We start from the raw sequence: 26,009 nt of genomic DNA on the forward strand, positions 1-26,009 counted from the left end.
GTGATAGCTGATCGGGCCGCACGTCATGCCGGTGCGGCCGGTTGCACGTCGGCAAGAGCTGCGGGTGCTTGCACCTGTTTCAGCTATGCCCCTGAAACGCCGCCAGCAGCTCGACGATCGCATCGAGGTTGCGGCTGGGGCTGGGATCATCGCCTTCTTGAACAAAGTTGTTGAGCATGATGGCAAAAGCCAGCCGCTCGCCGGATGCCGTCGTTACATAGCCGACCAGGCAGCGCACATAGTTCATGCTGCCGGTCTTGGCACGCACATTATCCATGGCGGGCGTATTGCGCATGCGCCATTCCAACGTGCCATCCACGCCCGCGTCGGGTAGCGCTTGGCGCAGCTGGGCGCCATAAGGCTGGCTGGCGAGATAGGTGAGCAGGCGGACCATCGCATTGGGTGTGGTCAGGTCCTGGCGCGACAGTCCGCTGCCTTCCTCGATCTGACTGTCGCTCGGCGTTATGCCGATACGGTCCAGCAGTTCGCGCATGGCGCGGATGCCCCATGCTTCGGAACTGAGGAAGCCCGACGCCGGATCGCCATTCTGCTCGGCGGTTGATTGCGCTTTCACACCGGCGATCTGCAGCAGGTTTTGCAGGTAGAGATTCTGTGAACGCTTCAGTCCGCGGGTCAGCACTTCCATTAAGGGCGGTGACAGCACCTGCGCAACGACGATGGCTTTGTCGAGCCCGATGTTGTTTTGTTCCGGCCAGTGCAGCGTGCGCAGCTGACCCTCGATGCGAATGCCATGCCGCATCAGGGCCTCGCGCAGCAGGTTGCCGGCAAACCATGCCGGATCGGCCATGGCGAGTTTGAAGGTTTGCGGCTCGCTTCGCGCGGCGACATTGCCGAACGCGTGAAGCGTGCTATCGCCGGGCGCGCGATAGAGGTTGATGTCACTGCGCGTATGCGGCGCGCTGGTGGTCATGGTGTTGATGACGCGTGTGATCGCTCCGGGTGGATCGAGCATCAGCGACACCGGACCGTCGGCTGACGCCGAGGGTGTCAGCGTGAGATCGACCACGTTTTCCTGCACGCTCAGTGCCGACGAGGGCACCGCGAACCAGCTTTGCAGGTCACGTGCTTCCCAGCCGGAACCTATCGCCGGACCGCTGAAATAACTGTCATCCGCGATCAGGTCGCCTCGCACTTCGCGTACGCCGTTGGCGGCCAACTGTGTGGCGAGCTGATCGGCCCAGTCGCCGTTGGTGTCGGGTGTGCCGAGTGTAGGATCGCCCATGCCATGCAGAATCAGCGGGCCTTCCAGCTGACCATTCGCGATCGGATGGGTGGCGAGCAACTGAGTAGGAATGCGGTAATCGGTGCCGAGCGTGTCCAGCACCAGCGCCGCGGTATACAGCTTGGCGGTCGATGCGGGTTGCAGCAGGCGGTCGGCATCGTGCGCATACAGCGTGTGGCCGGTGTCAAGCGAAGTGACGGCGATGCCCCAGCTCGACGACGCGAAACGCGGCGCATCGATTTGCGCATCGATCGCTGCGCCGAGTTGCTCCAAGGTAGTGGTGCCGGCGGGCGTGCTGGATGAGCCCGCCTGTGCATGGGCGAGCGCACCCCACAGCATGCATGCCGTGCCGATCCATCGCAGATATCGCTTTGAGACAACGTTCATGGGCTTAGTATTGCCGAAGCCGCGTTCGCCTCGGTAGGTCACATCACCCATGCACGGCGTTGGCGGATACGCAGGCCGAGCCACGCCAGGCTCAGGCCGCGCATCGCCATGAACGCGATGAATGCCAGCCACAAGCCGTGATTACCCAGGCCGCGGGTGAGCCAGAGCAGCAGTCCATAGAACATCACCGACACCAGCATGCCGTCACGCATCTCGCGCGCCCGCGTGGCGCCGATAAAGAGGCCATCCAGTAGATAGCTCCACACGCCGATGACCGGCAGCGCGGTGAGCCAGGGCAGGTAGCTATAGGCCACTTCGCGTACTTCGGGCAGGTTGGTCTGCAGGTTGATGAAAAGGTGGCCGCCCAGTCCGAATAGCAGCGCATAGGCCAGGCTGCCGATCAGCGCCCATCCGCCGGCAACCACCAGTGCGCGACGCAGTGCCTGCTGATCGCCGGCACCGATGGCGTGTCCGCACAGGGCCTCCACCGCGTTGGCAAAGCCATCCAGGCAGAAGGCGGTGAGCATCAGGCCGTTGAACAGCAAGGCGTTGGCCGAAACGGTCGCGTCACCGAGCCGTGCACCGAGCAGCGACAGGCTGAAGAAAACCGCCTCCAGCGCGATCGTTCGCAAAAAAATATCGCGATTGACCATCAATAGCGGACGCCAGTGATCCCAGCCGCGCATCGCTTGCCAGTCGATATGTCCATCCAGATGGCGCACGACCTGCTGTGTGCGCCAAAGTCCGTAGATCGCGCCGCACCATTCACCCGCCACCGATGCCAGCGCAATGCCGGGCACGCCCCAGCCGAAGCCCAGTACGAACAGCAGATTGAGCGTGATGTTCACGATGTTCGTGACCAGCAGCAAGGTCAGGGTAGTGCGCGCACGCTGGGCACCAATAAACCAGCCGGCCAGTGCATAGTTGAGCAGGGCGGCGGGCAGTCCGAGCAGGCGCAGGTGCAGATAATCCAATGCGCGGCCAGTCATCAGCGGGGTCGAATGCATCTGGCCGACCAGCCATGGCAGAACCGGCACCATCAGCGCACCGATCAGCACACCGAGCACGGCCGCTAGCAGCAATGCCTGCGCCTGCACGGTACGCAGGGCCGAGTTGTCGCCCGACCCCATGGCTTGTGCAGCAAAACCCGTCGTGCCCATGCGCAGGAAGCCCAGGCTCCATACCGGCAAGGCATACACGGCGCTGCCGACGGTCACGGCGCCCAGGTCCTGGGTCTGTGGCAGATGGCCAGCCACGGTGCTGTCCACCAAGGCCACCAAGGGCACGGTGAGGTTGGACAGCATCATCGGCATGGCCAGCGACCACACTTGCCGATGCGTCGGGCGATGGCGCCAGGCTTCGAGAAAGCTTGTCATCGTCATGAGATGGGGTGGGTTTGGCAGGCGATTCTGACAGGTCCCCGGCGCGAGGCATGTGCGGGTGGTAATCTTGCGCATCCGTCGGCTGAGGTCGACGCTTTCCCCTTAGCGAGACCCCCATGCAGATTGCCGATAACAGCGTTGTTTCCTTCCACTACACCCTGACCGACGACCAGGGGCAGACGATTGACAGCTCCGAAGGCCGCGAGCCGCTCACCTACATGCATGGCACTGGCCAGATCGTGCCAGGCCTGGAAAAGGTGATGACCGGCCGTGTGGCTGGCGATCAGTTCAAGGTGGATGTGGCGCCTGAGGAAGGTTACGGCGTGCATTATCCGGAACTGGTGCAGGAACTGCCGCGCGAAGCCTTCCAGGGCGTGCAGGATATCCAGCCCGGCATGCAGTTCCAGGGCCAGGGGCCGCAGGGGGTGATCAACGTGACGGTGACCAAGGTCGATGGCAGCACCGTGCATATCGACGGTAACCATCCGCTGGCCGGCCAGACCCTGCATTTCGATATTGAAGTGACCGAAGTGCGCGCTGCCACTGCGGAAGAGATTTCGCACGGCCACGTGCATGGTGCGGGCGGTCATCACCATTGATCTTTCCGCCGCGAACGCATGCGTTCGCGGCCTGATCGCTGGCCAGCGTACAGGGGCAATGGCCATAGATGCAGGGACGCTTGCGCATTGCGATTGTGGGCTACGGCACTGCCGGTCAGGCAGCTGCCGTCTTCCTGCATGCACAAGGGCACATGTTGAGTGTGTTTGAGCAAGCGCCCGAGCCGGGCCCGGTGGGTGCGGGTTTCCTTCTGCAGCCTACAGGACTTGGCGTACTGAGCGAATTGGGTGTGCGCGAACAGGTACTTGCGCATGGGCAACGCATCGAGCGTCTGCATGGCTGCAATCTGCGCGGACGTCGCGTGATGGACATGCGATATGTCGATCATGCGCCGGACTGTTTTGGTCTGGGCCTTACGCGTGGCAGCCTTTTCAAGGTATTGCGTGATGCCTATCCGGCGGCTACCGAGATTCGCACGGGCACCTGTATCGATCAGGTTATTGGGGATGGCCGGCATCTGATCGATCGAGCCGGAAACTCGTATGGACCTTTCGACCTCATCATTGCCGCAGACGGCGCCCATTCGCGCTTGCGCCGGGCCGCGCCACAGCAGATCAAGCGCGAGCGCCTCTATCCATGGGGTGCATTGTGGTGTCTGGTACCGGCTCACGAGTGGCCCCACGCTGATGAGTTGCGGCAACGCTATGCAGGCACGCGCGAGATGATCGGCATGTTGCCGGTCGGCCACCGCGCGGGGCATCCAGGGCGATGGCTGACATTCTATTTCAGTCTGCCGGGCGACCAGGTCGATCGTTTCGATACCGACGCTTTTGAGCGCATGCGCCAACGAGTTGCCGTGCTGTGGCCGGAAGTATCGTTACCACTGGCGTATATCGAATCGGCACAGCACATGAATCGGGCTCGCTATCGCGACGTGGTGATGCGCAGCCCGGTCGAGGGCCGCGTGGTTTTCCTCGGCGATGCGGCCCACGCGATGAGTCCGCAACTGGGGCAGGGCGTCAACATGGCTTTGCTGGATGCGCAGGCCTTGGCGGACGCCTTGGCCGCGAATGCCGATGTTGATGCTGCGCTGGACCTCTATCGCCGTAGTCGCCACGGACACCTCGCGGTGTATCAACGCTTGAGTCGCTGGCTGACACCATTATTCCAGTCCGAGCGCACGCTGCTCGCCGGTATGCGTGATCTTGCCTTCGGTCCGCTTGGACGCATGCCGGTAGCGCGCGGGCAGATGTTGAAAATACTTACAGGTACCAAGCGCGGATGGTTTTCTTGAAATTCACGTAGCTTTGATTCGAGTGTTTACATATTCCACGCGCTGCGGGCGGCAAAGGTCATCTGCGCATGTAAACGAAGAACACCCTAGTACCAATCCAGCAGCGAGATACCTATGCCGAGATAGGTCGCGTTGTGGTTGTAGTCGATGATGCTTTCACCGTATCCCTTGAACAGTTCCATGTAGCCGCGCAGGTTGCCGACTAGCGGGAAGCTCCAGGTCAGGCGTCCGGCGCCATGCTGCTCACTACCGCCGCGTAGCGAGTCGCGCAGCATCAGGCCGAATTCCTGCCCGTTCCATTCGTGAATGATCTGCATGTCGGCCCGGCCCATGTAATTGCTGATATCCGGATTGTTGTCGTCCACCGCCTGCTCCGGGATACGCCACCAGGGGCGGAACATCACGGTCCAGTCGTCGCGTTCGAACCCGATCTGCCCCATCACTCGATTCCAGCTACGTGACAGTGGATCGGACTGGCCATTGGATTGATGGTCGACGCCGATGCTGAGCAGGCGTCCATCCCAGCCGAAGAGCTGATAATTGGTGTTGAACACCAGCAACGCTTCGGGCTCGTAATCGGTTTCGCGAAATGGCCGCGACAGTTTCGCGTTGTAGACCTGCCAATACGAATCTTGGGTATAGCCGACCCATAGATCCCCCGCATCGCCAAACACGCCCTGCCAGATCTTGGTTTTCAGGCTGAGCTGGAACTTACCTTCGACATCCTGCATGCCCAATGGCGTGTGCTCGGCATTGACCGGATTCGGGCTGTAGGGAAGGTTGTTCTGGTTGCTGGTAGCGAATACCGGCAGCACATAGATCGGTTTATAGCCGCGTAGGTTGAAGGTGCCCAGCTTGCTTTCCGGCGACAGCTCCCAGCGACTGTCGAGCAGTGAAAGCGGTGCCGGTGTGTTGCTGTTGCTGGGTGCGTTGGCCGTTGCGCTTTGCTCGTGAGAGAACACGTTGGAGCTCGGGGCGGCCACGGGCTCGGTGCGCTTTTGCGCCGCCGGTAGCTGGTTGCGCCCGGTGGCCTTGTCATAGCAGGCCAGCCGTTGCGAATCGCTTTCGATCGCAGTACAGGCCCGGATATCCGCGGGATTCACGTTCTGGGCACGGACGGGCGACAGGGCCAGACAAGCCCCGGCGCAGGCCATTGCATAACCAAGGCTGGGTTTCATGGCGAATCCCCCAAGGCGCCGCTCCTCGGCGCATTTGCCGCCAAGTCTAGCTATGTTGCGTGTAGGAAATAAAAAAGCCGGCCGTCAAACGGTGACGGCCGGCGTGAATGACGCCTTTGAGAACGCGTCCTTGCTGTCGCTCAGTTCAGATTTTGCAGCCAGCGCTCGTACTGCGCCTTGGAGATGCTGTTGCCGCCATTGGCGGCGTATTCAAAGTCATTGGCCAGCGGCGGATAGGCGCTCGCTTCGTCTTTGCTGATGACTTTCTGGCCACCGGAAAGTTGTTCAAACGACGGTGGCGATGCAGTGGAAGGTGTCTGGCCCATCGTAGAGTTGATGGTGACCTGGCCTTTGGCGGAGTTGAAGGTGGTGCTGGTAGTCGTGCTGGTGCTCTCGGTGCCCGTGGGGGACGGCATCGACTGCTGTGCGAAGGCTGCGCCGGTAACAAGCAAGCTGGCGCTGATCAGGGAAGCAAAGAGTGGGGTTCGATATTTCATCTTCGTAGCTCCATGCAAAAATGCTCGATATGTGAGACTGCTTCCAATGCCAGGAGTTCGTGGCCGAAAATAGTCTCGGCATGTCAAGCTCGTGAATCACGTTAGCAATAGTGTGGTAAATGCAGGCCCAACAAGGCAGTAATGATTTCGTAAAGGCGATCATCCGTTGAGCGTATCTTCATCTGATGCAAAACCCATCGCGCTCGCGCAGGCGCGTATGTTGCACCTTGCAGCACAAGGTCTGCTGCAGCCACCGCGACGACGCGCACAGCGCGACGACATGTTGGCAACCATTCAGCGCATGCGCCTTTTGCAGATAGATAGCATTCATGTCGTGGCGCGCAGCCCTTACCTGGTGTTACACGCCCGCCTTGGTGAATATCCGCAGATATGGCTGGAAGAGGCGTTGGAAGCCGGCCGCATTGCGGAGTGCTGGGCGCACGAAGCCTGTTTCGTGACAGCATCCGATATAAGCCTGCATCGCGCATGGCGTGCACAATACGAAAGCAATCATTGGGCGGACAGGCACGCCGCGCGCGCCAGGGATGCCAACCTCAAGGAAATGCATGCGCTGCTGGAACGCGTGCGCGCCTCGGGCCCAGTGCGCGCGTCGGATTTCGAGCGTACCGACCGCGGCGTTTCCGGCTGGTGGGAATGGAAACCTGAAAAGCGCTGGCTGGAAGCGTGGTTTGCATCCGGCGAGCTGATGGTCACCAGACGTGAGCGTTTCCAGCGCGTCTACGATCTTGCCGAAAGAGTGCTGGCCAAGCTTGATCCACCGTTCGATGAAGCAGTCATGGCATGGCCGCAAGCGGATCTGCGCAAGCGATTCATTCTTGATAGCGTCCGTGCGCTCGGTATTACACAGGCACGCTGGATCGCCGACTACTTTCGCTTGAAGCCCTCGGTGGATGAGCGCGAGCTGGCGCCGTTGCTTGCCGATGGCGATTTGCTGCGCGTGCAGGTTGTTGGCTGGGATCAACCCGCCTATGTCCATCGCGATCACCAGGCACTGATTGATAAAGCGCGTGAAGGCCGTTTGCGGGCCACGCGTACCACCTTGCTGTCACCGTTCGATCCGTTGGTCTGGGATCGAGCACGCCTACGCGAGATGTTTGGTTTCGATTACAGCATCGAGTGTTATGTGCCCGCAGCGAAGCGCAAGTTTGGTTACTACGTGTTGCCCATCCTGCATCGAGGACGATTGATCGGGCGGCTCGATGCCAAGGCGCATCGCGCAGAAGGCGTGTTTGAAGTGAAGGCGCTTTTTCTGGAAGAGGATGTAAAAACCTCTGAGCGCATGCTCGCAGAATTGGCGGCGGCGGTAGCCGCTACCGCCGCGTGGCACGGCACGCCCAAGGTCCGGCTGGGGCGTTGCCGGCCGGCAACGATTGCGTCAGTGTTGCGTGCGTATTGGCGTGGTTGATGCCGGAGCAGGTTGGGATGTTGCATCAGCATTCGTGGCCGGTGCTGTGCAGGAGCGGCCTTGCAGCGCGGCGTTGAGCTGTTGCCTCAGGTCGACGCAGCGGCCGGCCAGATAAGGGCGTACCCGCGGATCGGCGGCACTTTGCTGCAAGCTCAACAGCATGGCCTGGTAGTGGCTCTCCAGCGTATCGGCCGGAAAGATGTGCGCGGCCCGGTGGCAGGCCAGATAGCTGTATAGGTAGGCATTGCAGGCAGGGATGCCTATATCGACGGTCTGAGGACTAGGCGTACTGGGGGGTGTTGGCTTGCGGGTAGCATGGCTGCAGCCGCCCAGCAGGGCTAAAGCTAGCCAAAAGACTGGCCGCACGTCAGTCCGGCGAAAGAAATCCGCCTTGTTGCCCGGTTCCATGGATGCATTCTCGTTCACGGATTGATGCCATCAAGCATACCGCGTTGAGCAAATCGTCCTTCCAAGCTGAACGACTGTTCGCCTTGACTGCACATTTGCGGTTATGATGGTCGGACTGTGTTTGCCGGGGTCACCAGAGTCACGTGACCCGATGCAGCCGATTACGATCTGCCTCATCGCTCACCCCCTAGGGTCTTCCTTAGCACACCAGTAAGCCGGCCCCCTCGGAGGGGTCGAGTCTCTTTGTTATTGAAAAACCTAGTTTTGGAGTGTGTTTCATGTCTGATCGTCAGATCGGTACCGTCAAGTGGTTCAACGATGCCAAGGGTTTCGGCTTCATCAGCCGCGACAATGGCCCGGATGTTTTCGTGCATTTCCGCGCGATCCAGGGCAATGGCTTCAAGAGCCTGCAGGAAGGCCAGAAGGTCAGCTTCAAGGTGGTGCAGGGCCAGAAGGGTCTGCAGGCCGATGAAGTAATGCCGGCCTAATCGGCAAATAAGATCGATTTAAAAAGCCGGGCTTAATGCCCGGCTTTTTTTATTTCCCGAGTATTTTGTCGCCGGTTTTCATAGTGATTCCAAACGTGAATTTTTCATCACATATTCTTTTACAAAAATCACTATGCTGTATTCACTGTGTCTGCTCGGTAATGCGCGTGTCCGCAATGCGGTCCCTGTCCGCAACGCTCCACTCGATCTAGGCAAACCCAGTAAGCCGTCGGCTCGGGTGGGTCGACTGGTCTCAGAGTCAAACGCTTTAACCGATGGAGTGAGTCATGTCGGATCAACGTGAAAACGGCACAGTCAAATGGTTCAATGATGCCAAGGGCTTCGGTTTTATCAGCCGCGAAAATGGCCCTGATGTCTTTGTGCATTTTCGTGCAATCCAGGGTAATGGTTTCAAGAGCCTGAAAGAGGGGCAGAAGGTGAGTTTCAAGGTGGTGCAGGGACAGAAAGGCCTGCAGGCTGACGAAGTCACTCCAGCTTGAATTACCTGTGATCAAATACTTAAAAAGGCCGGCGAATGCCGGCCTTTTTGTATCTGTCTTATGCATTGGCTAATCTGCGCCGATGTCTGCATCCCTTACATCACCCACGACGAACGCGATCGCCAGCATGGTCGTACCTGTCGTTTCGCGCGACGGTGCGCGCAGTGAACTGATTCTTGTGCAACCTGCCGATTATCCGCGGCATGTGCTGTATTGGTTGCCTGCGATGGGCGTGCCTGCCAAGCACTATCTGCCGTTGGCTGAAGCCTTTGCGGCGCACGGCATTGCCCTGGTGCTGCACGAATGGCGAGGTATCGGTTCCAGTGATCGTCGCGCGGGAAGACGTTGCGACTGGGGTTACCGTGAATTGCTCCAGGCCGACGTGCCCGCCGGTGTTGAAGAGGCCAGAACTCGTTGGCCGCATGCCAAGCTCTGGCTCGGTGGTCACAGTCTGGGCGGTCAGCTGTCTTGCCTTTACGCCAGTCTCCACCCGGACGTCTTTACCGGTCTTGTGTTGATTGCCAGTGGCGCACCTTATTGGCGGCGTTTTCCGCGTGGTGCGTCGATTCTTCCGGCATTTCTGCTTGCCTCGCCGCTCGCACGATTGTTGGGGTATTTGCCGGGACGAAGAATCGGCTTTGGTGGCAATGAAGCGCGCGGAGTCATTGCTGATTGGTCGCGCAGCGGACGCACCGGGCGGTATGCTGCAAAGGGCATGCAGGCGGATTTTGATCAGCAACTGGCTGCATTGCGCTTGCCTGTGATGGCTTTGCGTTTGAGCAATGACTGGCTGGTGCCATCCGGCTCATTGGAATGGCTGTTGGGCCTCATGCCTGAAGCACCCAGGCAGGTTGGCCTGGTGACTTCCGGGCAACTGGCGGGACAACGTGCCGATCATTTCACTTGGATGAAAGTGCCCGATTCGCTTGCGGGGCAGCTGGCCGAATGGATGGATCATTCTGTAGTCATTCGTCCCCATCATAGGGAGCCGGCTTGATCATCGGCGGTTCGCCGCCATGTGTCTGGTCTTACACGGATTGCAGCGTCCCATGAAACTGTTCGAACCCTACCAGCAACGCAGCCTTACCTTGCGCAATCGCATTATCGTGTCACCGATGTGCCAGTACTCGGCCACCGACGGTGTGCCGGACCATTGGCACCTCGTGCATCTAGGCAGCCGCGCGGTGGGTGGGGCGGCTGCGGTGATCGCGGAAGCGACTGCCGTCTCAGCCGAAGGGCGCATTTCCGCGCACGACACCGGTATCTGGAACGATGCGCAGGTCGAAGCGTGGCGGCCGATCACCGCATTCATCGCGGCGCAAGGCGCCGTTGCGGGTGTACAGCTTGCGCATGCGGGCCGCAAAGCCAGCGTGTGGCGTCCGTGGGAGGGCGGTGCTTCCTTGCCGGCTGATCAGGGCGCATGGCAGACCGTCGCTCCTTCGGCTATTCCGTTCGACCATGACTGGCACGTCCCAAAGGCGCTGGATGCCGCTGGCATTCGCAAGGTGATCGAGGATTTTCGCGCGGCAGCCGTGCGTGCGCGGCAGGCGGGATTCAGCTTGATCGAGCTGCATGGCGCACACGGTTATCTGTTGCATCAGTTTATGTCGCCGTTGAGCAATCATCGCAGCGATGAGTACGGTGGCAGTTTCGAAAATCGCACTCGTCTGGTGCGTGAAGTCATCTCTGCCGTGCGTGAAGTATGGCCGGACGATTTGCCTCTGTGGCTGCGCATTTCTGCGACCGACTGGGCTGATGGTGGCTGGAGCATTGACGAAAGCGTGCGCCTGGCTGGCGAGCTCCGTGCATGGGGTGTGGATCTGGTCGACGTTTCCAGCGGTGGTCTGGTACCGCACGTAAAGATTCCTATCGCCCCCGGTTACCAAGTGCCCTTCGCCGCGCGTATCCGGCAGGAAACCGGCATTGCTACCGGCGCGGTCGGTTTGATCACGGAGCCGACGCAGGCGGACGGCATCGTTGCGGGCGGCGCAGCCGATCTTGTGCTGATTGCCCGGGCGAGTTTGCGTGATCCGTATTTCCCGCGTCGTGCTGCGCAGGAACTAGGTGCAACCATCGTTCCACCAGAGCAATATCAACGAGCCTGGTAAATGGCAGGAGATCCGAACGTGCAGCAGCGTCCCACCTTGATCGAGAATGCCCGCCTGCACGATCTGGGCGATGGTTTCATCGTGCGGCGCATGTTGCCGGTCTTGCTGGCCCGTCATGTCGGTCCGTTTGTGTTCTACGACCACATGGGCCCGGCTGAATTCGAGCCGGGCAGAGGCATGGACGTGCGGCCGCATCCGCATATCGGACTGGCCACAGTGACCTGGCTGTTCGAAGGCACTATTCGTCATCGCGATAGCCTGGGCAGCTTGGCTGACATCACGCCCGGTGCGGTGAACTGGATGACGGCCGGGCAAGGCATCGTGCATTCCGAGCGCACGCCACCGGACGCGCGCCGCGACGGGCAGCGCATGCATGGCATCCAGGTGTGGGTGGCTTTGCCGCGCGCGGATGAAGAGGTTCCGCCGGAATTTCATCATCACGATGCCGAAAGCCTGCCGCATATCCGTCAGAACGGCGCGGAACTGGTGTTGATCGCCGGTACCGCCTATGGCGAAGCTTCGCCGGTGAAAGTGTTCGCGCCGATGTTCTTTATCGAAGCCCGTTTGGAAGCCGGTGCCGAACTCGCCTTGCCACAAGAGCATGTCGAGCGTGGTGTGCATGTGATCGAAGGCGAGCTTGGCTGGGGCGATGTAACGCTAGCGGTGGCGCAGATGGCGGTGCAGGCCGGAGAATCAGCACCGGTTCTGCGTGCAAAAACAGCCAGCCGCGTGATGCTGTTTGGGGGCGCACCACTGGATGGTGAACGCCACCTGTGGTGGAACTTCGTATCCAGTTCGCGCGAACGTATCGAGCAGGCCAAGGCGGACTGGGCTGCCCAACGTTTCGGCAAAGTGGCAGGGGACGAACAGGAATTCATCCCGCTGCCGGGTTAAGCACCAGGCAGCGGGCGTCGCGGCAGGTCGGGCACGGTGGCTGTATTGGGATTAAGCTGATCATATTCGTCCAGCGGGAGGTGCGTTGATGTCCGCTTTCGCCAGCTTTCATGACTTCTATCCCTATTATCTGAACGAACATCGCGATCGCCGTTGCCGCCGTCTGCATTTCATCGGCAGCTCGCTGGTATTGCTGATTGTGCTGTGCGCGCTGTTTTCGGGCCGGTTGGCGTGGCTATGGCTGGCGCCGGTTGCCGGTTATGGCTTTGCCTGGATTGGTCATTTTGTTTTCGAGAAGAATCGGCCGGCGACGTTTCAGCATCCGCTTTACAGCCTGATGGGCGATTGGGTGATGTATTGGGAAGTGCTGCGCGGGCGAGTCAAGATCTGATGGTGTAGGCTTCACGCAAGGTCGTAAAGATTCTGTGTGGTGGTGCAGCGATCGCGGACCCTTTTTTTGCATAGGTCGCAAGTCACGGTGAAAACATGCGACTGAACGCCCACCAACTTGTCATAATTAGCTGACAACCGATACGTATCGTTCGCGTTAGATTCCACATCCCCTGCCGAGACCGATCGCTGGACGGTTATGTCCGTGAATCACTCCACCCTCCCTGCGGCACCTGTAAGTGGTGGCGTCGCTATGATCAACATGATCGCCACCGCCTGAGTGCCTTATGGCGATCGATCGCAAACGTTCCCCCTTGAACAAAGCCTGGCCTGCGGGCGATATCGCCTGGATGCTGGGGATCCTCGTGCTTGGCTTGTTGTTGCGCCTGTTCCGTATCGATCACCAGCCGTTCTGGCTTGACGAAGCGTTAACATCTCAGCGCATCCATCTTGGGGTGAATGGTCTGATTGCCGACAGCTTCACCAATCGGCACATGCCCACGTATTTCCTGTTGCTGCAATTGCTTTCCCAGTTCGGCCAAGGCAACGATGCCTGGTTACGCATTCCCTCGGCCCTGTTCGGCGCTATGTCGGCTGGTGTGGTGTTCGCCATCGCGCGTCGTATTGGCGGTCGCGGTGCGGGCATCGTTGCCGGATTGCTGATGGCGCTGTCGCCGTTGCAGGTGCAGTACGGGCAGGAAGCACGTTCCTACACACTGGTTACCTTGCTGATTGCGATTGCACTGTGGGGCTTGTTGCGGCTGGCTCAGGACCCGGTGAGCGCTTCGCTGGATATCCGTCGTGCCGATGCGGAACGATGGGGTTGGGCCACGTATGTATTGGGTAGCATCGCCGCACTGGATGTGATCGGGGATGCGGCGCCGTGGTTGCTCGCTTCCAATCTTTCGCTGCTCCTGATCTGGCGCGGCCTGTATTCGGAGCCTTCGACAGACTTGCGTCATGGTTTCCTGCGCAATTGGCTGCTGAGCGTGGGCGCGATCATTGTCTGCTGCGTGCCTTTTTATGCGGCGATCCTGGCCGCTAGTGATGGCCACATGTTGCAGAACTTCAACTGGATTCCCGAGCTGAGCTTGAAGCATCTGTGGGTGGTGGCAGGCAGCGTCTATTTGATGCGCATGACCGCCGTCGTGAAGTTTGGTCTGCTGCATACGGCCGTGCCCGTGCTTGGCGCCATGGTGGCACTGGCCGGATGTGTGGGTATGTTGCGTATGCGCAGCCGATTGGAAGGGCGTGTGCTGCTGCTGAGCGTGATCGTGTTGCCACTGCTGATATTGGCGATCTCGCTGTTCAAGTCGATGCTGCTGCCACGCTACATTCTGTGGAGCGCGGTGCCGTTCTTTGTGTTGGTGGGGGTGGGCGTCGCAGCCTTGCCGCGTCGCGCCTTGCCGGTGGCTGTGACGGCTTTGTTCCTGATGGGGGCGGTGAATCTCGGTCCGGTTTACCGGGTGGAAACCAAGCCACGTTGGGATATGGCAGCCGCTACGCTGGCCGCCAATGTGCGCCCGGGTGATACGGTCTTCACTTCCGATCCGAATGCGCCCACCATGCTCACCGTGTTACAGCCCAAGAACGGCACACCGATCGAGGCCAATGCGCTGGTCACATCCCAGCTCGATCAGGCCGTGGCGCGCTGGAAGCAGGGTGGGCGCATCTGGGCCGTAAACGGCCGCTCTGCCTTGGGCAAGCGCGAAGAGCTAACCGCCTTCAAGACCCGCATGGCAGCCCTCGGCACGCCGGCCGTGGAGATTCCTCAAGGCAAGGAAATCACCATCCTGATGTTCCCTGCGCCTGATGAGCCCGCGCCGAATTGAGCATGAGCGGCAACTGCATTCAACGAAATTGCTGATGGCATTCCTTGCAGACGCCGTCCACCGGTTTGAGTGCGGCGGTCATTGCGGGACAGTCCGCAGGCGCTGACTGTGCGGCGGTCTGCAAAGCCGAGCGCAGATGGCTGGCCAGATCCTGAAACTGCTGTGGAGCATCGAGGAAGGCGGCTGGAATATCGCCAGCGATCATCTGCATGTGCTGCAACTGCGCCAGGTTCGCGGTGGCGTCGCAGTGCTGTCCCTTCAGCGCTTCCTGCAACTGGTGGCGATGGAAGCCCATGGTCACCATTACCGCATGCGGCAACGGATTGCGTTCATCGAGCGCCCGCATGGTGAATACGGTGCCGATGATGCCGATGGCCAGTCCAAGCACGATCAGGAGAGCTGCACGCATTGCCATACCTATCCTGGAGACGATGAGTGGCGGAGCATAGCGCAGTCCATATGGCAGGGAATGCACGGTTAAAATACCCCGGTGTTCCTTGATCCGGGTATCAGCGTGAATTTTTGCGTCCCTGAAGTGGCCGCCGGCGGCGTGGCATGAGTGGCGTCACCTTTCCAAGCGAGCGCTTCGATGGTGTAGAGCGTTTGTATGGCTTGGGCAGCGTTGCCCGCCTGGCACAGGCGCACGTGTGCGTGATCGGCATCGGCGGTGTGGGTTCGTGGGCCGCCGAAGCCTTGGCTCGCAGCGGCGTGGGCCGCTTGACCCTGATCGACGCCGATGAGGTGTGCGTCTCCAACACCAATCGCCAGCTGCATGCGCTGGATGGCGAGTATGGCAAGCCTAAAGTAGGGGTGATCGCGGCGCGTGCGCAGGCGATCAATCCGGCGATCCGCCTGGAAGCGATCGAGCGCTTTCTTACTCCTTCAACGCTCGACGAACTGCTCGATCGCGGTTACGACGTTGTGCTGGATGCCTGCGATGCATTTCGTGTGAAGCTGGAAGCCATTGCATGGTGCCGCCGTCGCAAATTGCCGATGGTGACTGTAGGTTCGGCGGGCGGTCGTACGGATCCCACGCAGATTCGCGTACGCGATCTTTCGCGTACGGAACACGATGCGATGTTCAGCCTGATCCGCAAGAAGCTTCGTCAGGATTTCGGCTTTCCGCGCAATCCGGATCGCTACTTCGGTGTATCGGCGGTCTACTCGTTACAGAACGTGCAGTATCCGCAGCCCGACGGAACCGTCTGCGGCACGCGCCCGCCTGGAGGGGATGCGATGAACCTTGCCTGCGGTGGCGGCCTGGGGGCCGCCACGCACGTGACCGGGGCTTTTGCCTTCGCGGCGGTCGGCAAGGTGCTGGAGAAAGTGCTGGCGCCTTAGGAGCCAGCACTCGTCGCTTACCGGCACCGTCCTTTGCCACCCCCGTCTTTTACCACCCCATGTAGTGGCCACCGTTGATCGACAGGTTCGCGCCGGTGATCCAGCCGGCTTCGTTGGTGGTGAAGAAAGCCACTGCATGGGCGATTTCTTCCGGCGTGCCAAGACGGCCAACCGGAATCTGTGCGACGATCTTCTCGCGTACTTCTTCCGGCACCGCCATCACCATGTCGGTGGCTACATAGCCGGGCGAAACGGTATTCACCGTAATGCCGAAGCGTGCGTTTTCCTGGGCCAGCGAAATGGTGAAGCCATGCATGCCGGCCTTGGCCGCCGCGTAGTTGGCTTGGCCGTACTGCCCCTTCTGGCCGTTGATCGAACTGATCTGCACGATGCGGCCCCACTTGCGGGTGCGCATGTCCTCGATCACCGGGCGGGTAACGTTGAAGCAGGCGTTGAGGTTGGTGTTCACCACGTCCATCCACTGCTGGTAGGTCATCTTGTGGAAGGTGGTGTCGCGGGTAATGCCGGCGTTGTTGACCAGGATGTCGACTGGGCCGCATTTGTGATGGACCCCGTTGATCATGTCTTCGCATGACTGCGGATCGGCGACGTCGCCCATCACCATGCAGACGTCGATACCTTCCGCTGACATTGCCTTGCGCCAGGCGTCAGCCTTGGCCTCGTCGCGGTAATTGGTGGCGACGCGGTGCCCCTGCTTGACCAGATAGCGCACGATCGCGGTGCCGATACCGCCGGTGCCGCCTGTAACCAATGCCGTACGCTGTGTCATGACTGATCTCCTTGATTGTCTGCGAGGGAAAGTTGCCGCGTGCTGTGTGCGGACAACATGGGGTTATACGCAGACATCGTGAAAGATTATCGGTTCTCGCCATCACGAACATATTTCGACTGCGCACAGATCTTTATACCGGGTTATGTGACGTGATGATCGCTGCATTGCGGCAAATTGCGCGGATTGAAATGTGCGAGTGCCGCATGGAGCAGTCCGGATACGTCGCACGCGTTTTCATCGGGTTTTATGCCAAGGAATGACAGTGCGCGGCGAAGGCTCGGCAGCGGGGCAGCGGGGTCGACCTCCCGCGAGCGCTCGGACTTCGACAATTTGCGACCTTGGCTGTCCAGTACCAGCGGCAAATGCAGGTAACGCGGTGTAGGGAAACCCAGACAGCGTTGCAGCCAAATCTGACGCGGCGTGGAATCAAGCAAATCGCTGCCACGGACTACATCGGTAATGCCTTGCCAGGCATCGTCCACCACGCAGGCCAGTTGATAGGAGTAGAAACCCTCAACCCGGCGGATGACAAAGTCTCCGACGGCCTCCCGCAGGCGCTGGCTTTGCAGACCTTGCAGGGCATCGACAAAATGGATGTCTTCGTCCGGTACGCGGATGCGCCACGCCGGCGCCCGACCCAAATCGGCCGGCGCGATACAGCGCCCGTCGCGATGCAGGCCATCGGCGGCGGCCAGGTCGCTCCGGCTGCACCAGCAAGGAAAGACCCGGCTGGCCCGGCGCAACTGCTCAAAGGCGGCATCGTAGGCGGCGATCCGCGACGACTGGTAAATCACGGGCGCATCTGCGACCAGTCCAAAGGCGGGCAGGGCGGCCAGGATGGATGCCGCCGAGCCCGATACCTCACGCGGCGGGTCGATATCTTCCATGCGCAGCAGCCACTGCCCTCCGGCATGGCGGGCGCACAGCCAACTGCCCACGGCAGCAACCAGGGAGCCTGCATGCAACCGGCCGGTGGGAGAGGGGGCGAAGCGTCCGCGATAGCTCATCGGCTCATTTTACGGAACCTGACTGACCTGCCTACGGCATGCCAGCGACATTCGCTTAAGTCTTGAAAAGCCAAGTTTTTGCCCGAATCTCTCGCACCGGATTACCATTGTTCTCTTTTAGTGTGACGACCTAGGGATAGTTATGCGCCGCATCGCACTCTTTCTTCTTACCAATATCGCCGTCCTGTTCTTGCTAAGCATCGTCTGCCACCTGTTTGGCATCGATCAGTGGGCGGCCGCGCGTGGCTATGGCGGCATGGAAGGGCTGCTTATTTATGCCGCGGTGTTCGGCATGGGTGGTGCTTTCATCTCACTGGCCATGTCCAAGTGGATGGCCAAGATGTCCACCGGCGCCCGGGTGATCGAACAGCCGCAGAACGAGGGCGAGCGCTGGCTGCTGGACACGGTACGCCGTCACGCCCAGAACGCCGGTATCGGCATGCCTGAGGTGGCCATCTACGACGCTCCGGAAATGAACGCCTTTGCCACCGGCATGACCAAAAACAGCTCGCTGGTGGCGGTAAGTACGGGCTTGCTGCAACAGATGGACCGTGAGCAGATCGCCGCGGTGCTCGGCCATGAAATCGGCCACGTTGCCAATGGCGACATGGTGACCCTGACCTTGATCCAGGGCGTGGTGAACACCCTGGTGATTGTGGCGGCGCGCATCGTCGGCCGTCTGGTCGACAGCTGGCTTTCCGGCGGACGCGACAACCGCGAAGGTTATGGCATCGGCTACTTCGTCTCGGTGATGGTGCTGCAACTCGTGTTCGGCCTGTTCGCCTCCATGATCGTGATGGCCTTCTCGCGCTGGCGCGAATTCCGTGCCGATGCGGCGGGCGCCAAGCTCGCGGGACGCAACGCGATGATCTCCGCCTTGCAGCGTCTGCAACTGAATCATGGCGAGAGCACCCTGCCCAAGACGATGGCTGCTTTCGGCATCTCCGGGCCGCTGGCGCAAGGCCTGCAACGCCTGTTCATGAGCCATCCGCCACTGGATGAGCGGATCGCGGCGTTGCAAAAGCAGATGATGTAATGCTGGATGTATGCCCTCTCCCCATGGAGAGGGAGGAGGGTGAGGGGCCAACTTCGCGGGGTAGCGAGGTTCGGAGCACAGCTTTGCAGATGTCCTGGGCAAGTCTTGTCCCTCTCACCCCGCCCCTCATTCCGAAACGGAAGAGGGTTAAGAATCTTTTTCCTGTTTCCCACAAACTTTCGACGACATCATGACTACTACCACCGCCGAAACCCGCAAATTCGAAGCCGAAGTCGCCCAGGTGCTGCACCTGGTGACGCACTCGCTGTATTCGCACAAGGAAATCTTCCTGCGCGAGCTGATCTCCAACGCTTCTGATGCTTGCGACAAGCTGCGCTTTGAATCCATCGCCAAGCCTGAGCTGCTTGCCGGCGATGCTGAATTACACATCGATGTGAGCTGGGATCCACAGGCCCGCACCATCACCGTACGTGACAACGGCGTGGGCATGAGCCGCGATGAAGTGGTCGCCAATATCGGCACCATTGCCAGTTCAGGCACGCGCCGCTTCCTGGAGGCGATGAGCACGGAGCAGAAGAGCGATGCGCGCCTGATCGGCCAGTTCGGTGTGGGTTTCTATTCGGCGTTCGTCGTGGCGGACAAGGTGACGGTACTGAGCCGCCGCGCAGGTGCTCCCGCCAATGAAGGCGTGAAATGGGAAAGCGATGGCAAGGGCGAATACTCGCTTGAGCAGGTCGAGCTGCCTCAGCGCGGCACGGCCGTGGTGTTGCACTTGAAGGCGGATGAAGACGAATTTCTCAAGCGCTGGGAACTGCGTTCGCTGATTACGCGCTATTCCGACCATGTCGCCTTTCCGATCCGCATGCCGGTCGAGAAGGACGACAAGCCCACCGATGAATGGGAAACCGTCAACGCTGCGTCTGCGTTGTGGACCAAGCCCAAGAGCGAGATCAGCGACGAGGACTACCAGAGCTTCTACAAGTCGCTCGGCCACGATTTCAACGATGCCCTCGCCTGGACCCACAATCGCGTGGAAGGCAGCCAGAGCTTCACCACCTTGCTCTATCTTCCCTCGCAGCCGCCGTTCGAGCTGATGATGGGCGGCCGTGACGAGCGCAAAGGCCTCAAGCTGTACATCAAGCGCGTCTTCATCATGGATGCGGCCGAAGAGCTGCTGCCGAACTATCTGCGCTTCGTGCGTGGTGTGGTCGATGCGGACGATCTGCCGTTGAATGTAAGCCGCGAAATCCTGCAGCAGAATCGCCAGCTTGAGCGCATCAAGTCGGCTTGCGTGAAGCGCGTGCTCGACCTGATCGAAAAACTGGCCAAGGACGATCCGGAGAAATTCGATACTTTCTATAAAGCCTTCGGCAACACGCTCAAGGAAGGTATCGCCGAAGACCACGCCAATCGTGAGCGCATCGCCAAGCTTTTGCGCTTCGCCTCCACCAAGGGGGAAGGTAGTGCGCAGAAGGTATCGCTGGATGATTACATCGGTCGCATGGCGGTGGGGCAGGATGCCATCTGGTACATCACTGCCGACAGCTACGCGGCTGCCCTCGGCAGCCCGCAGTTGGAAGCCTTCAAGGCCAAAGGTATCGAAGTGCTGTTGATGTCCGACCGCATTGACGAGTGGATGATCGGCAGCCTTACCGAGTACGCCGGCAAGAAGCTGCGCAATGTCGCCAAGGGCGAACTGCCTTTGGATGAAGAGGGCAAGAAGCAGCAGGAAGAAGCCAGCAAGGTGGCCGAGCCGCTGTTGAGGAAGCTGAAGGATCTGCTCGGTGATCGCGTGGCCGATGTGAAGGTGTCGGCACGTCTTACCGACTCGCCCTCCTGCCTGGCTTTGTCGGATTACGAAATGGCGCCGCACCTGGCACGGCTGTTGCGCGAAGCAGGCCACGACATGCCATCGAGCAAGCCCACGCTGGAGATCAACCCGCAGCATGCTTTGCTCAAGCGCGTCGAGGCAGAAAGCAATGAGGCGAAGGCCAAGGATCTCGCCGGTCTGTTGCTTGAGCAGGCCGAGATTGCAGCTGGTGCGCAGCTGTCCGATCCGGCTGCCTTTGTGCAGCGTTTGAATCGCGTGCTGCTGGGCTGATTTGCACAGGTCAGCGAGGTACAAGGCGACCGCTATACTGCGGTCGCCTTCGTTTTGAACGGACCCGATGACCGCGCTGCTCCTATTGTTCGCCTGCCTCGCATTGGGCATCGTGGTGGCGCGACGGGCAAATCCGCCTGTCGGCATCGTGCCGGGGATCAACTGGTGGGTGATTTACGTCGCCCTGCCAGCGTTGGTGCTGGACCTGATCCCGCACGTGGCCTTCAACGCACAGTTATGGTTTCCCGTCGTGGCGATGGCCATCGTGTTCGCCGGTGCCTGGCTGCTGTTCGGCCTGCTCGGACCGCGCCTGGGATGGTCGCGAGGGCGCATCGGCGCTTTGATCCTGGTGTGCGGTCTGGGCAACACCTCGTTCATGGGCTATCCGATGATGCAAGCTTTGCATGGACAGCCGGGCCTATCCGTAGCCGTGGTGGCCGATCAGTTGGGCACCTTTCCGCTGCTTGCTTCCGCAGGCATCGTGGTGGCTTCCATTTACGCTGGCCGCAGTCCGAACGCCGGCCAGATTGTGCGCCGCATTCTCACCTTTCCTTCCTTTGTGGCCTTGGTCATCGGTATCGCGGTGGGGCGGCTGGGCGGTTGGCCTGATCCTGTGCATGGCGTACTTGCGCCGGTTGGCGCGACGCTAAGTCCGCTGGCGCTTTTTTCGGTGGGCATGCAGTTCCAGTTTCGGCTTGGCCAAGGACATGCCGGCGGGTTGGCCTGGGGCCTGGGCTGGAAGCTGCTGCTGGCGCCGCTGCTCTGCTGGTTGCTGGGCCGGACGCTGGGTGTCGGTGGTCTGGTGCTTACCGTCGGCGTGTTGCAGGCAGCGATGGCGCCAATGATTTCGGCGGCGATCCTCGCTGATGAATACAAACTCGATCCGCCGCTTGCCAATGCCGTGCTTGGCGCGGGCATCGTGCTTTCGCTGCTGACCATTCCATTGGGCAATCTGCTGCTGCCCTCGAACTAGCTTCTACGACATCGCAGCATGCAGGCGCGGCAGATGCGCGCCCCAGACCACGGCGAGCACGCGCATGCCAAGAATCACCAGCACCCCCATGCTGATGGCAAACGTACGTGGCGCGCTCAGTTTCTGCAGCACCAGATACACCACGATGCCGGCGATCGCCGCCGTAGCGTAGAGGTCCTGCTGAAAGATCAATGGCACGCGCGCGCTCATTACGTCACGCAGCATGCCGCCAGCAGTGCCGGTCATCGTGCCCATCAGCACCACAATCAAGGGCGAATGCCGGGTCGACTCGGCGACCTGAGCACCACTGATGGCAAACAGCGCCAGCCCCAGCGCGTCGGCGATCAACAGGCTATACCCCGGTGGCGGCAGGAAGCTGATGTAGATCATGGTCAACGTGGCAGCGATCAGAATCACGATCAGGTACCGCACATCCCGAATCCAGAAGATGGGATGCCGATTGAGCAGCACATCGCGCAGCGTGCCGCCGCCGATGGCGGTGAGTGCCGCCAGGGCGAAGCCACCGAGCAGATCCATGCCGGAACGGGCAGCAACCAGTACGCCGCTCACCGCGAAGACAGCCACACCGATGAGGTCCAGCAGGTACAGAATCATTCCCATCCCCTGTGCTTTGCATCTGCCATGTATGGGCGGTTGATCCGATAATGCCACCGATGAATCACGCGACACACGAAGTCCCCTCCGAAGTCCGTGCCGATGTCTGGCTCTGGGCGGCCCGCATGTACAAGACCCGCAGCCTGGCCAAGCAGGCCATCGATGGCGGCAAGGTCGACGTGAATGGGATGGGCTGCAAGCCGGCCAAGGTCCTGCATGTGGGTGACACGGTTCGGCTGACCCGGGGAGAGGAACGGCTGGAACTGGAGATTCTTGCGCTGGCCGAGCAGCGCGGCCCGGCCAGTGTCGCCCAGCTCCTTTACCGGGAAACCGACGCCAGCCGCACCGCGCGCGAACAGGCACGCGAACTGCGGCGCTTGAGTGGGGCGGGCTTGAACCGGCCTCCCACGCGTCCAAACAAACAGGAACGTCGAGAATTGCGACGGCTTAAGGATTCTTCATGAGTAGCGCATCTCAGAAATTCGCATGAATCTGCGTGAACATCTTTCCATAAGGGCGGCCGTGAATGAGTCGTCCATGAAAGTAGACGCAGTAGCGGACTTAGGGGTATGCCATGAATGGGATCGAATTCTTCAAGCGCCTGCTTGGTAACCACGCGCCGGAAGCTGTCCATCATGGGCAGCCGCTCCAGGCGGCATCCGGCGCCAAGATGCTGGTAGTGGACGACTCGCCGACCATTCGCGCGGTGCTGGGCAAGATGCTGGGGCAGGAAGGCTATTCGGTGCAGAAGGCAGTCGATGGCGAAAGCGCGCTCGAACTGGCCAAGACCGACCAGCCGGACATGATCTTCCTGGATATCGTCCTGCCGGGCATCAACGGCTTCGCGGTGCTTCGCGCGCTGCGTCATGATCCACTTACGCAGCATATTCCGATCGTGATGATCAGCGGTAACCAGCAGGCGACCGAGCAGTTCTATGTGCAGCGCTTCGGCGCCGATGATTTCATCAAGAAGCCGTTCGGCCTGCGCGAAGTGCAGCAGAGCATTCAGCGGCTGGTACATGCCGGGCGCTTGCCTGCGCGTCTGCCGACCATGGCGCCCGCAAGCACACTTCCGAATGCTTCGGTCAGTCCTTACAAAAGCATCAGCGATACGGTGTCGGGCATGGCTGCCTGAGAGGCTGTTTGCCCGATGAGCTAAAAGGCAGCGATCTAGGCCATGTTTCCTCGCCTGGGAGTGAGGGAATGAGGATGCTGCGCAATTCAATTTCACGGCTCATCTGTAACTTTCTTCGCTTCGCAAAAACAAAAACGCCGCAGCGCATAAGCGTTGCGGCGTTTTTGCGTGCCCGGCGTCCTAATTGTCGGCGTTATGCAAGATCGAAGCGGTCAAGGTTCATCACCTTGCTCCATGCCTCGACAAAGTCATGTGCAAACCTTTCCTTGGCATCCGCACTTCCATAGACCTCAGCCAGAGCACGAAGCTGCGAGTTAGAGCCGAAGATGAGATCTGCACGGGTACCGGTCCACTTGAGTTCGCCTGTCTTGCGATCGTGTCCTTCGAACACATCCCGCTTGTCAGAGGTGGGTTTCCACTCCGTGCCCATGTCCAGCAGGTTGACGAAAAAGTCGTTGGTCAGCACCCCTGGTTGCTTGGTGAAGACCCCATGCTTGGACTGTTTGTGGTTGGCGTTCAGGACGCGCAGCCCCCCTACCAATGCCGTCATCTCGGGCGCGGTAAGCGTGAGCAATTGCGCCTTGTCGACCAGCAATGCCTCGGCAGGCACGGCGTATTCACCCTTCAGGTAATTGCGGAAGCCATCGGCGAGCGGTTCGAGCACGGTGAACGATTCCACGTCGGTCTGTTCATGGGTGGCGTCGTTGCGACCTGGTTTGAATGGCACCGTCACGTTGACGCCAGCGTCCTTCGCCGCCTTCTCGACGCCAGCGTTGCCGGCCAACACGATCAGGTCGGCCAGCGACACTTTCTTGCCGCTGGTGGCCGCTGCATTGAAGTCGGCCTGGATGCCTTCGAGCGTCTTGAGCACCTTGGCCAGTTGGGCCGGCTGGTTGGCCTCCCAATCCTTCTGCGGGGCAAGGCGGATGCGTGCGCCGTTGGCGCCGCCGCGCTTGTCGGTGCCACGGAAAGTGGAGGCCGAGGCCCAGGCGGTCCCGACCAATTCGGCGACGCTGAGGCCCGAGGCCAGCACCTTGGCCTTGAGCGCGGCCACGTCCGCATCATCGATCAGCTTGTAATTGACTGCCGGAATCGGATCCTGCCAGATCAGCTCTTCCTTGGGCACTTCCGGGCCGAGGTAGCGTGCGCGCGGGCCCATGTCGCGGTGGGTCAGCTTGAACCAGGCGCGAGCGAAGGCCTCGGCGAGCGCCTGCGGGTTGTCCAGGAAGCGGCGCGAAATCTTCTCGTAGGCGGGGTCGAAGCGCAGCGAGAGGTCGGTGGTCAGCATGGTCGGCAGGCGCTTCTTCGACTTGTCGAACGGATCCGGGATGATCGCCTCGGCATCCTTGGCCACCCACTGATGGGCGCCGCCTGGCGACTTGGTCAGCTCCCACTCGTACTTGAACAGGTTTTCGAGGAAGTTGTTGCCCCATTGGGCCGGCGTGGTGGTCCAAATCACCTCCAGGCCACTGCCGACCGCATCGCCGGCTTTGCCGCTGCGGAAGTCGCTCTTCCAGCCAAGGCCCTGCTGTTCGATCGGGGCTCCCTCTGGCTCGGGTCCCTTGTGTGACTCCGGCGCGGCGCCATGGGTCTTGCCAAAGCTGTGGCCGCCCGCGATCAGCGCGACGGTCTCCTCATCGTTCATCGCCATGCGGCCGAAGGTTGTGCGGATCTCCTTGGCAGCAGCAAGCGGATCCGGCTTGCCGCCTGGGCCTTCTGGGTTGACGTAGATCAAACCGAGTTCGTTGGCGCCGAACGGTTGGGGTAATTCGTTGGTTTGTGGATCACGGCGATCGCCCAGCCATTTTTTCTGGACATCCCCCCAATTGACGTCCTGATCCGGTTCCCAGGTGTCCTCGCGGCCGCCACCGAAACCGAACGTACGGAAGCCCATCGTCTCCAGCGCGACGTTGCCGGTGAGAATCAGCAAATCTGCCCAGGAAATCTTCTGGCCGTACTTCTGCTTGATCGGCCACAGCAGGCGACGTGACTTGTCGATGTTGACGTTATCCGGCCAACTGTTGAGCGGCGCAAAACGCTGCTGGCCACGACCGGCGCCGCCACGGCCATCGGCGATGCGGTAGGTGCCGGCAGCGTGCCAGGACATACGGATGAACTGCGGGCCGTAATGGCCGAAGTCGGCCGGCCACCAATCCTGAGAGTCGGTCATCAGCGCGCGCAGGTCCTTTTTCAGCGCCTCAAAGTCCAGCTTCTTAAACTCTTCGGCGTAGTTGAACTTCTTGCCGAGGGGGCTGGATTTGGCCGAGTGTTGATGCAGGATGTCCAAACGCAACTGGTTCGGCCACCAGTCCGTGTTGGTCGCGCCGCCGCCGGCGACGTGGTTGAACGGGCACTTTGCTACGGTTGACATGTTCACCACCTCTGGTTGTTTGCTTCCAGCTATTTGGGTCGGTTTGGAATCCAGGGTTCGATAATTGAAATGACTCCTGCCTATGACAGCT

At 60.5% G+C, this 26,009-nt stretch carries 26 protein-coding genes; 16 read left to right on the top strand and 10 right to left on the bottom strand.

What is annotated here, in order from left to right:
- Positions 1–79 precede the first annotated feature (79 nt).
- Together dacB and ISP19_RS18960 are read right to left on the bottom strand one after the other, a co-directional pair.
- Entirely contained in the window at positions 80–1,630 is a 1,551-nt protein-coding gene (gene dacB, locus ISP19_RS18955; protein WP_204683981.1) for a D-alanyl-D-alanine carboxypeptidase/D-alanyl-D-alanine endopeptidase, read from the bottom strand.
- A 38-nt stretch (positions 1,631–1,668) separates the two neighbouring features.
- Entirely contained in the window at positions 1,669–3,006 is a 1,338-nt protein-coding gene (locus tag ISP19_RS18960) for an MATE family efflux transporter (RefSeq protein ID WP_204683982.1), read from the bottom strand.
- A 122-nt stretch (positions 3,007–3,128) separates the two neighbouring features.
- Here ISP19_RS18960 and ISP19_RS18965 point away from each other — a divergent pair, with 122 nt between their 5' ends.
- On the top strand, positions 3,129–3,611 hold the full coding sequence (locus tag ISP19_RS18965; protein ID WP_204683983.1) for an FKBP-type peptidyl-prolyl cis-trans isomerase: 483 nt from the start codon (positions 3,129–3,131) through the stop codon (positions 3,609–3,611).
- A gap of 80 nt (positions 3,612–3,691) precedes the next feature.
- On the top strand, positions 3,692–4,864 hold the full coding sequence (locus ISP19_RS18970) for an FAD-dependent oxidoreductase (RefSeq protein WP_204683984.1): 1,173 nt from the start codon (positions 3,692–3,694) through the stop codon (positions 4,862–4,864).
- A gap of 86 nt (positions 4,865–4,950) precedes the next feature.
- Here ISP19_RS18970 and ISP19_RS18975 read toward each other — a convergent pair whose 3' ends face one another.
- Both ISP19_RS18975 and ISP19_RS18980 read right to left on the bottom strand, forming a co-directional pair.
- The gene (locus ISP19_RS18975) at positions 4,951–6,042 is read right to left on the bottom strand and encodes a phospholipase A (RefSeq protein WP_204683985.1); all 1,092 of its coding nucleotides are present in this window, start codon (positions 6,040–6,042) and stop codon (positions 4,951–4,953) included.
- A gap of 140 nt (positions 6,043–6,182) precedes the next feature.
- Positions 6,183–6,539 (bottom strand): hypothetical protein, encoded by a 357-nt coding sequence (locus ISP19_RS18980; protein ID WP_204683986.1) that lies wholly within the window; start codon positions 6,537–6,539, stop codon positions 6,183–6,185.
- Between the two features lie 217 nt (positions 6,540–6,756).
- Here ISP19_RS18980 and ISP19_RS18985 point away from each other — a divergent pair, with 217 nt between their 5' ends.
- Positions 6,757–7,965, top strand: coding sequence for a winged helix-turn-helix domain-containing protein (locus ISP19_RS18985; protein WP_204683987.1), 1,209 nt, complete (start codon positions 6,757–6,759; stop codon positions 7,963–7,965).
- Here the strand turns inward: ISP19_RS18985 and ISP19_RS18990 are convergent.
- Positions 7,936–8,373 carry a hypothetical protein gene (locus ISP19_RS18990; protein ID WP_204683988.1) on the bottom strand — a complete coding sequence of 146 codons (438 nt, stop codon included), beginning with the start codon at positions 8,371–8,373 and terminating at the stop codon, positions 7,936–7,938. The genes ISP19_RS18985 and ISP19_RS18990 overlap by 30 nt on opposite strands.
- 278 nt (positions 8,374–8,651) lie before the next feature.
- Between ISP19_RS18990 and ISP19_RS18995 the strand changes: the two genes are divergently transcribed.
- The 7 genes from ISP19_RS18995 (at position 8,652) to ISP19_RS19025 (ending at position 14,585) form a co-directional block, all read left to right on the top strand.
- Entirely contained in the window at positions 8,652–8,861 is a 210-nt protein-coding gene (locus ISP19_RS18995) for a cold-shock protein (protein ID WP_204683989.1), read from the top strand.
- Positions 8,862–9,148: 287 nt separating this feature from the next.
- Positions 9,149–9,361 carry a cold-shock protein gene (locus ISP19_RS19000; protein WP_204683990.1) on the top strand — a complete coding sequence of 71 codons (213 nt, stop codon included), beginning with the start codon at positions 9,149–9,151 and terminating at the stop codon, positions 9,359–9,361.
- A gap of 127 nt (positions 9,362–9,488) precedes the next feature.
- A complete protein-coding gene (locus ISP19_RS19005; RefSeq protein WP_239556945.1) occupies positions 9,489–10,358 on the top strand; it encodes an alpha/beta hydrolase family protein in 870 nt (289 codons plus the stop codon).
- 52 nt (positions 10,359–10,410) lie between these two features.
- A complete protein-coding gene (locus ISP19_RS19010) occupies positions 10,411–11,469 on the top strand; it encodes an NADH:flavin oxidoreductase/NADH oxidase (protein ID WP_204683992.1) in 1,059 nt (352 codons plus the stop codon).
- Complete coding sequence (locus ISP19_RS19015) at positions 11,470–12,363, top strand: pirin family protein (protein ID WP_379945764.1); 894 nt, start codon at positions 11,470–11,472, stop codon at positions 12,361–12,363.
- Between the two features lie 88 nt (positions 12,364–12,451).
- Positions 12,452–12,754, top strand: coding sequence for an Mpo1-like protein (locus tag ISP19_RS19020; RefSeq protein WP_204683994.1), 303 nt, complete (start codon positions 12,452–12,454; stop codon positions 12,752–12,754).
- Between the two features lie 286 nt (positions 12,755–13,040).
- Entirely contained in the window at positions 13,041–14,585 is a 1,545-nt protein-coding gene (locus tag ISP19_RS19025; protein ID WP_204683995.1) for a glycosyltransferase family 39 protein, read from the top strand.
- 19 nt (positions 14,586–14,604) lie between these two features.
- Here the strand turns inward: ISP19_RS19025 and ISP19_RS19030 are convergent, their stop codons facing one another.
- Positions 14,605–14,994, bottom strand: a complete 390-nt coding sequence (locus ISP19_RS19030) for a cytochrome c (protein WP_204683996.1) — start codon at positions 14,992–14,994, stop codon at positions 14,605–14,607.
- Between the two features lie 146 nt (positions 14,995–15,140).
- Here ISP19_RS19030 and ISP19_RS19035 point away from each other — a divergent pair, with 146 nt between their 5' ends.
- Positions 15,141–15,926, top strand: a complete 786-nt coding sequence (locus ISP19_RS19035; protein WP_204683997.1) for a tRNA threonylcarbamoyladenosine dehydratase — start codon at positions 15,141–15,143, stop codon at positions 15,924–15,926.
- A gap of 49 nt (positions 15,927–15,975) precedes the next feature.
- On the opposite strand, the gene phbB is transcribed toward ISP19_RS19035, so the two are convergent.
- The gene (phbB, locus tag ISP19_RS19040; RefSeq protein ID WP_204683998.1) at positions 15,976–16,716 is read right to left on the bottom strand and encodes an acetoacetyl-CoA reductase; all 741 of its coding nucleotides are present in this window, start codon (positions 16,714–16,716) and stop codon (positions 15,976–15,978) included.
- A gap of 143 nt (positions 16,717–16,859) precedes the next feature.
- Positions 16,860–17,726: a tRNA glutamyl-Q(34) synthetase GluQRS gene (gene gluQRS, locus ISP19_RS19045; protein ID WP_204683999.1), complete on the bottom strand. Its 867-nt coding sequence runs from the start codon at positions 17,724–17,726 to the stop codon at positions 16,860–16,862.
- A 142-nt stretch (positions 17,727–17,868) separates the two neighbouring features.
- Between gluQRS and htpX the strand changes: the two genes are divergently transcribed.
- The 3 genes from htpX to ISP19_RS19060 all read left to right on the top strand — a co-directional run bounded on the left by htpX (position 17,869) and on the right by ISP19_RS19060 (position 21,797).
- Entirely contained in the window at positions 17,869–18,762 is an 894-nt protein-coding gene (gene htpX, locus ISP19_RS19050) for a protease HtpX (protein ID WP_204684000.1), read from the top strand.
- 190 nt (positions 18,763–18,952) lie between these two features.
- The gene (gene htpG / locus ISP19_RS19055; RefSeq protein WP_204684001.1) at positions 18,953–20,824 is read left to right on the top strand and encodes a molecular chaperone HtpG; all 1,872 of its coding nucleotides are present in this window, start codon (positions 18,953–18,955) and stop codon (positions 20,822–20,824) included.
- Positions 20,825–20,891: 67 nt separating this feature from the next.
- Positions 20,892–21,797, top strand: coding sequence for an AEC family transporter (locus ISP19_RS19060; RefSeq protein WP_204684002.1), 906 nt, complete (start codon positions 20,892–20,894; stop codon positions 21,795–21,797).
- 3 nt (positions 21,798–21,800) lie between these two features.
- Here ISP19_RS19060 and ISP19_RS19065 read toward each other — a convergent pair whose 3' ends face one another.
- Positions 21,801–22,412: a trimeric intracellular cation channel family protein gene (locus ISP19_RS19065; RefSeq protein WP_204684003.1), complete on the bottom strand. Its 612-nt coding sequence runs from the start codon at positions 22,410–22,412 to the stop codon at positions 21,801–21,803.
- Between the two features lie 59 nt (positions 22,413–22,471).
- On the opposite strand from ISP19_RS19065, the gene ISP19_RS19070 reads away from it, so the two are divergent.
- Complete coding sequence (locus ISP19_RS19070) at positions 22,472–22,876, top strand: RNA-binding S4 domain-containing protein (protein ID WP_204684004.1); 405 nt, start codon at positions 22,472–22,474, stop codon at positions 22,874–22,876.
- 110 nt (positions 22,877–22,986) lie between these two features.
- On the top strand, positions 22,987–23,547 hold the full coding sequence (locus ISP19_RS19075; RefSeq protein ID WP_204684005.1) for a response regulator: 561 nt from the start codon (positions 22,987–22,989) through the stop codon (positions 23,545–23,547).
- Between the two features lie 193 nt (positions 23,548–23,740).
- Here ISP19_RS19075 and katG read toward each other — a convergent pair whose 3' ends face one another.
- Positions 23,741–25,918: a catalase/peroxidase HPI gene (gene katG / locus ISP19_RS19080; protein ID WP_204684006.1), complete on the bottom strand. Its 2,178-nt coding sequence runs from the start codon at positions 25,916–25,918 to the stop codon at positions 23,741–23,743.
- Positions 25,919–26,009 lie beyond the last annotated feature (91 nt).

The organism is Dyella flava (genome assembly GCF_016904955.1).
In the GTDB taxonomy this organism is placed as follows: domain Bacteria; phylum Pseudomonadota; class Gammaproteobacteria; order Xanthomonadales; family Rhodanobacteraceae; genus Dyella_B; species Dyella_B flava.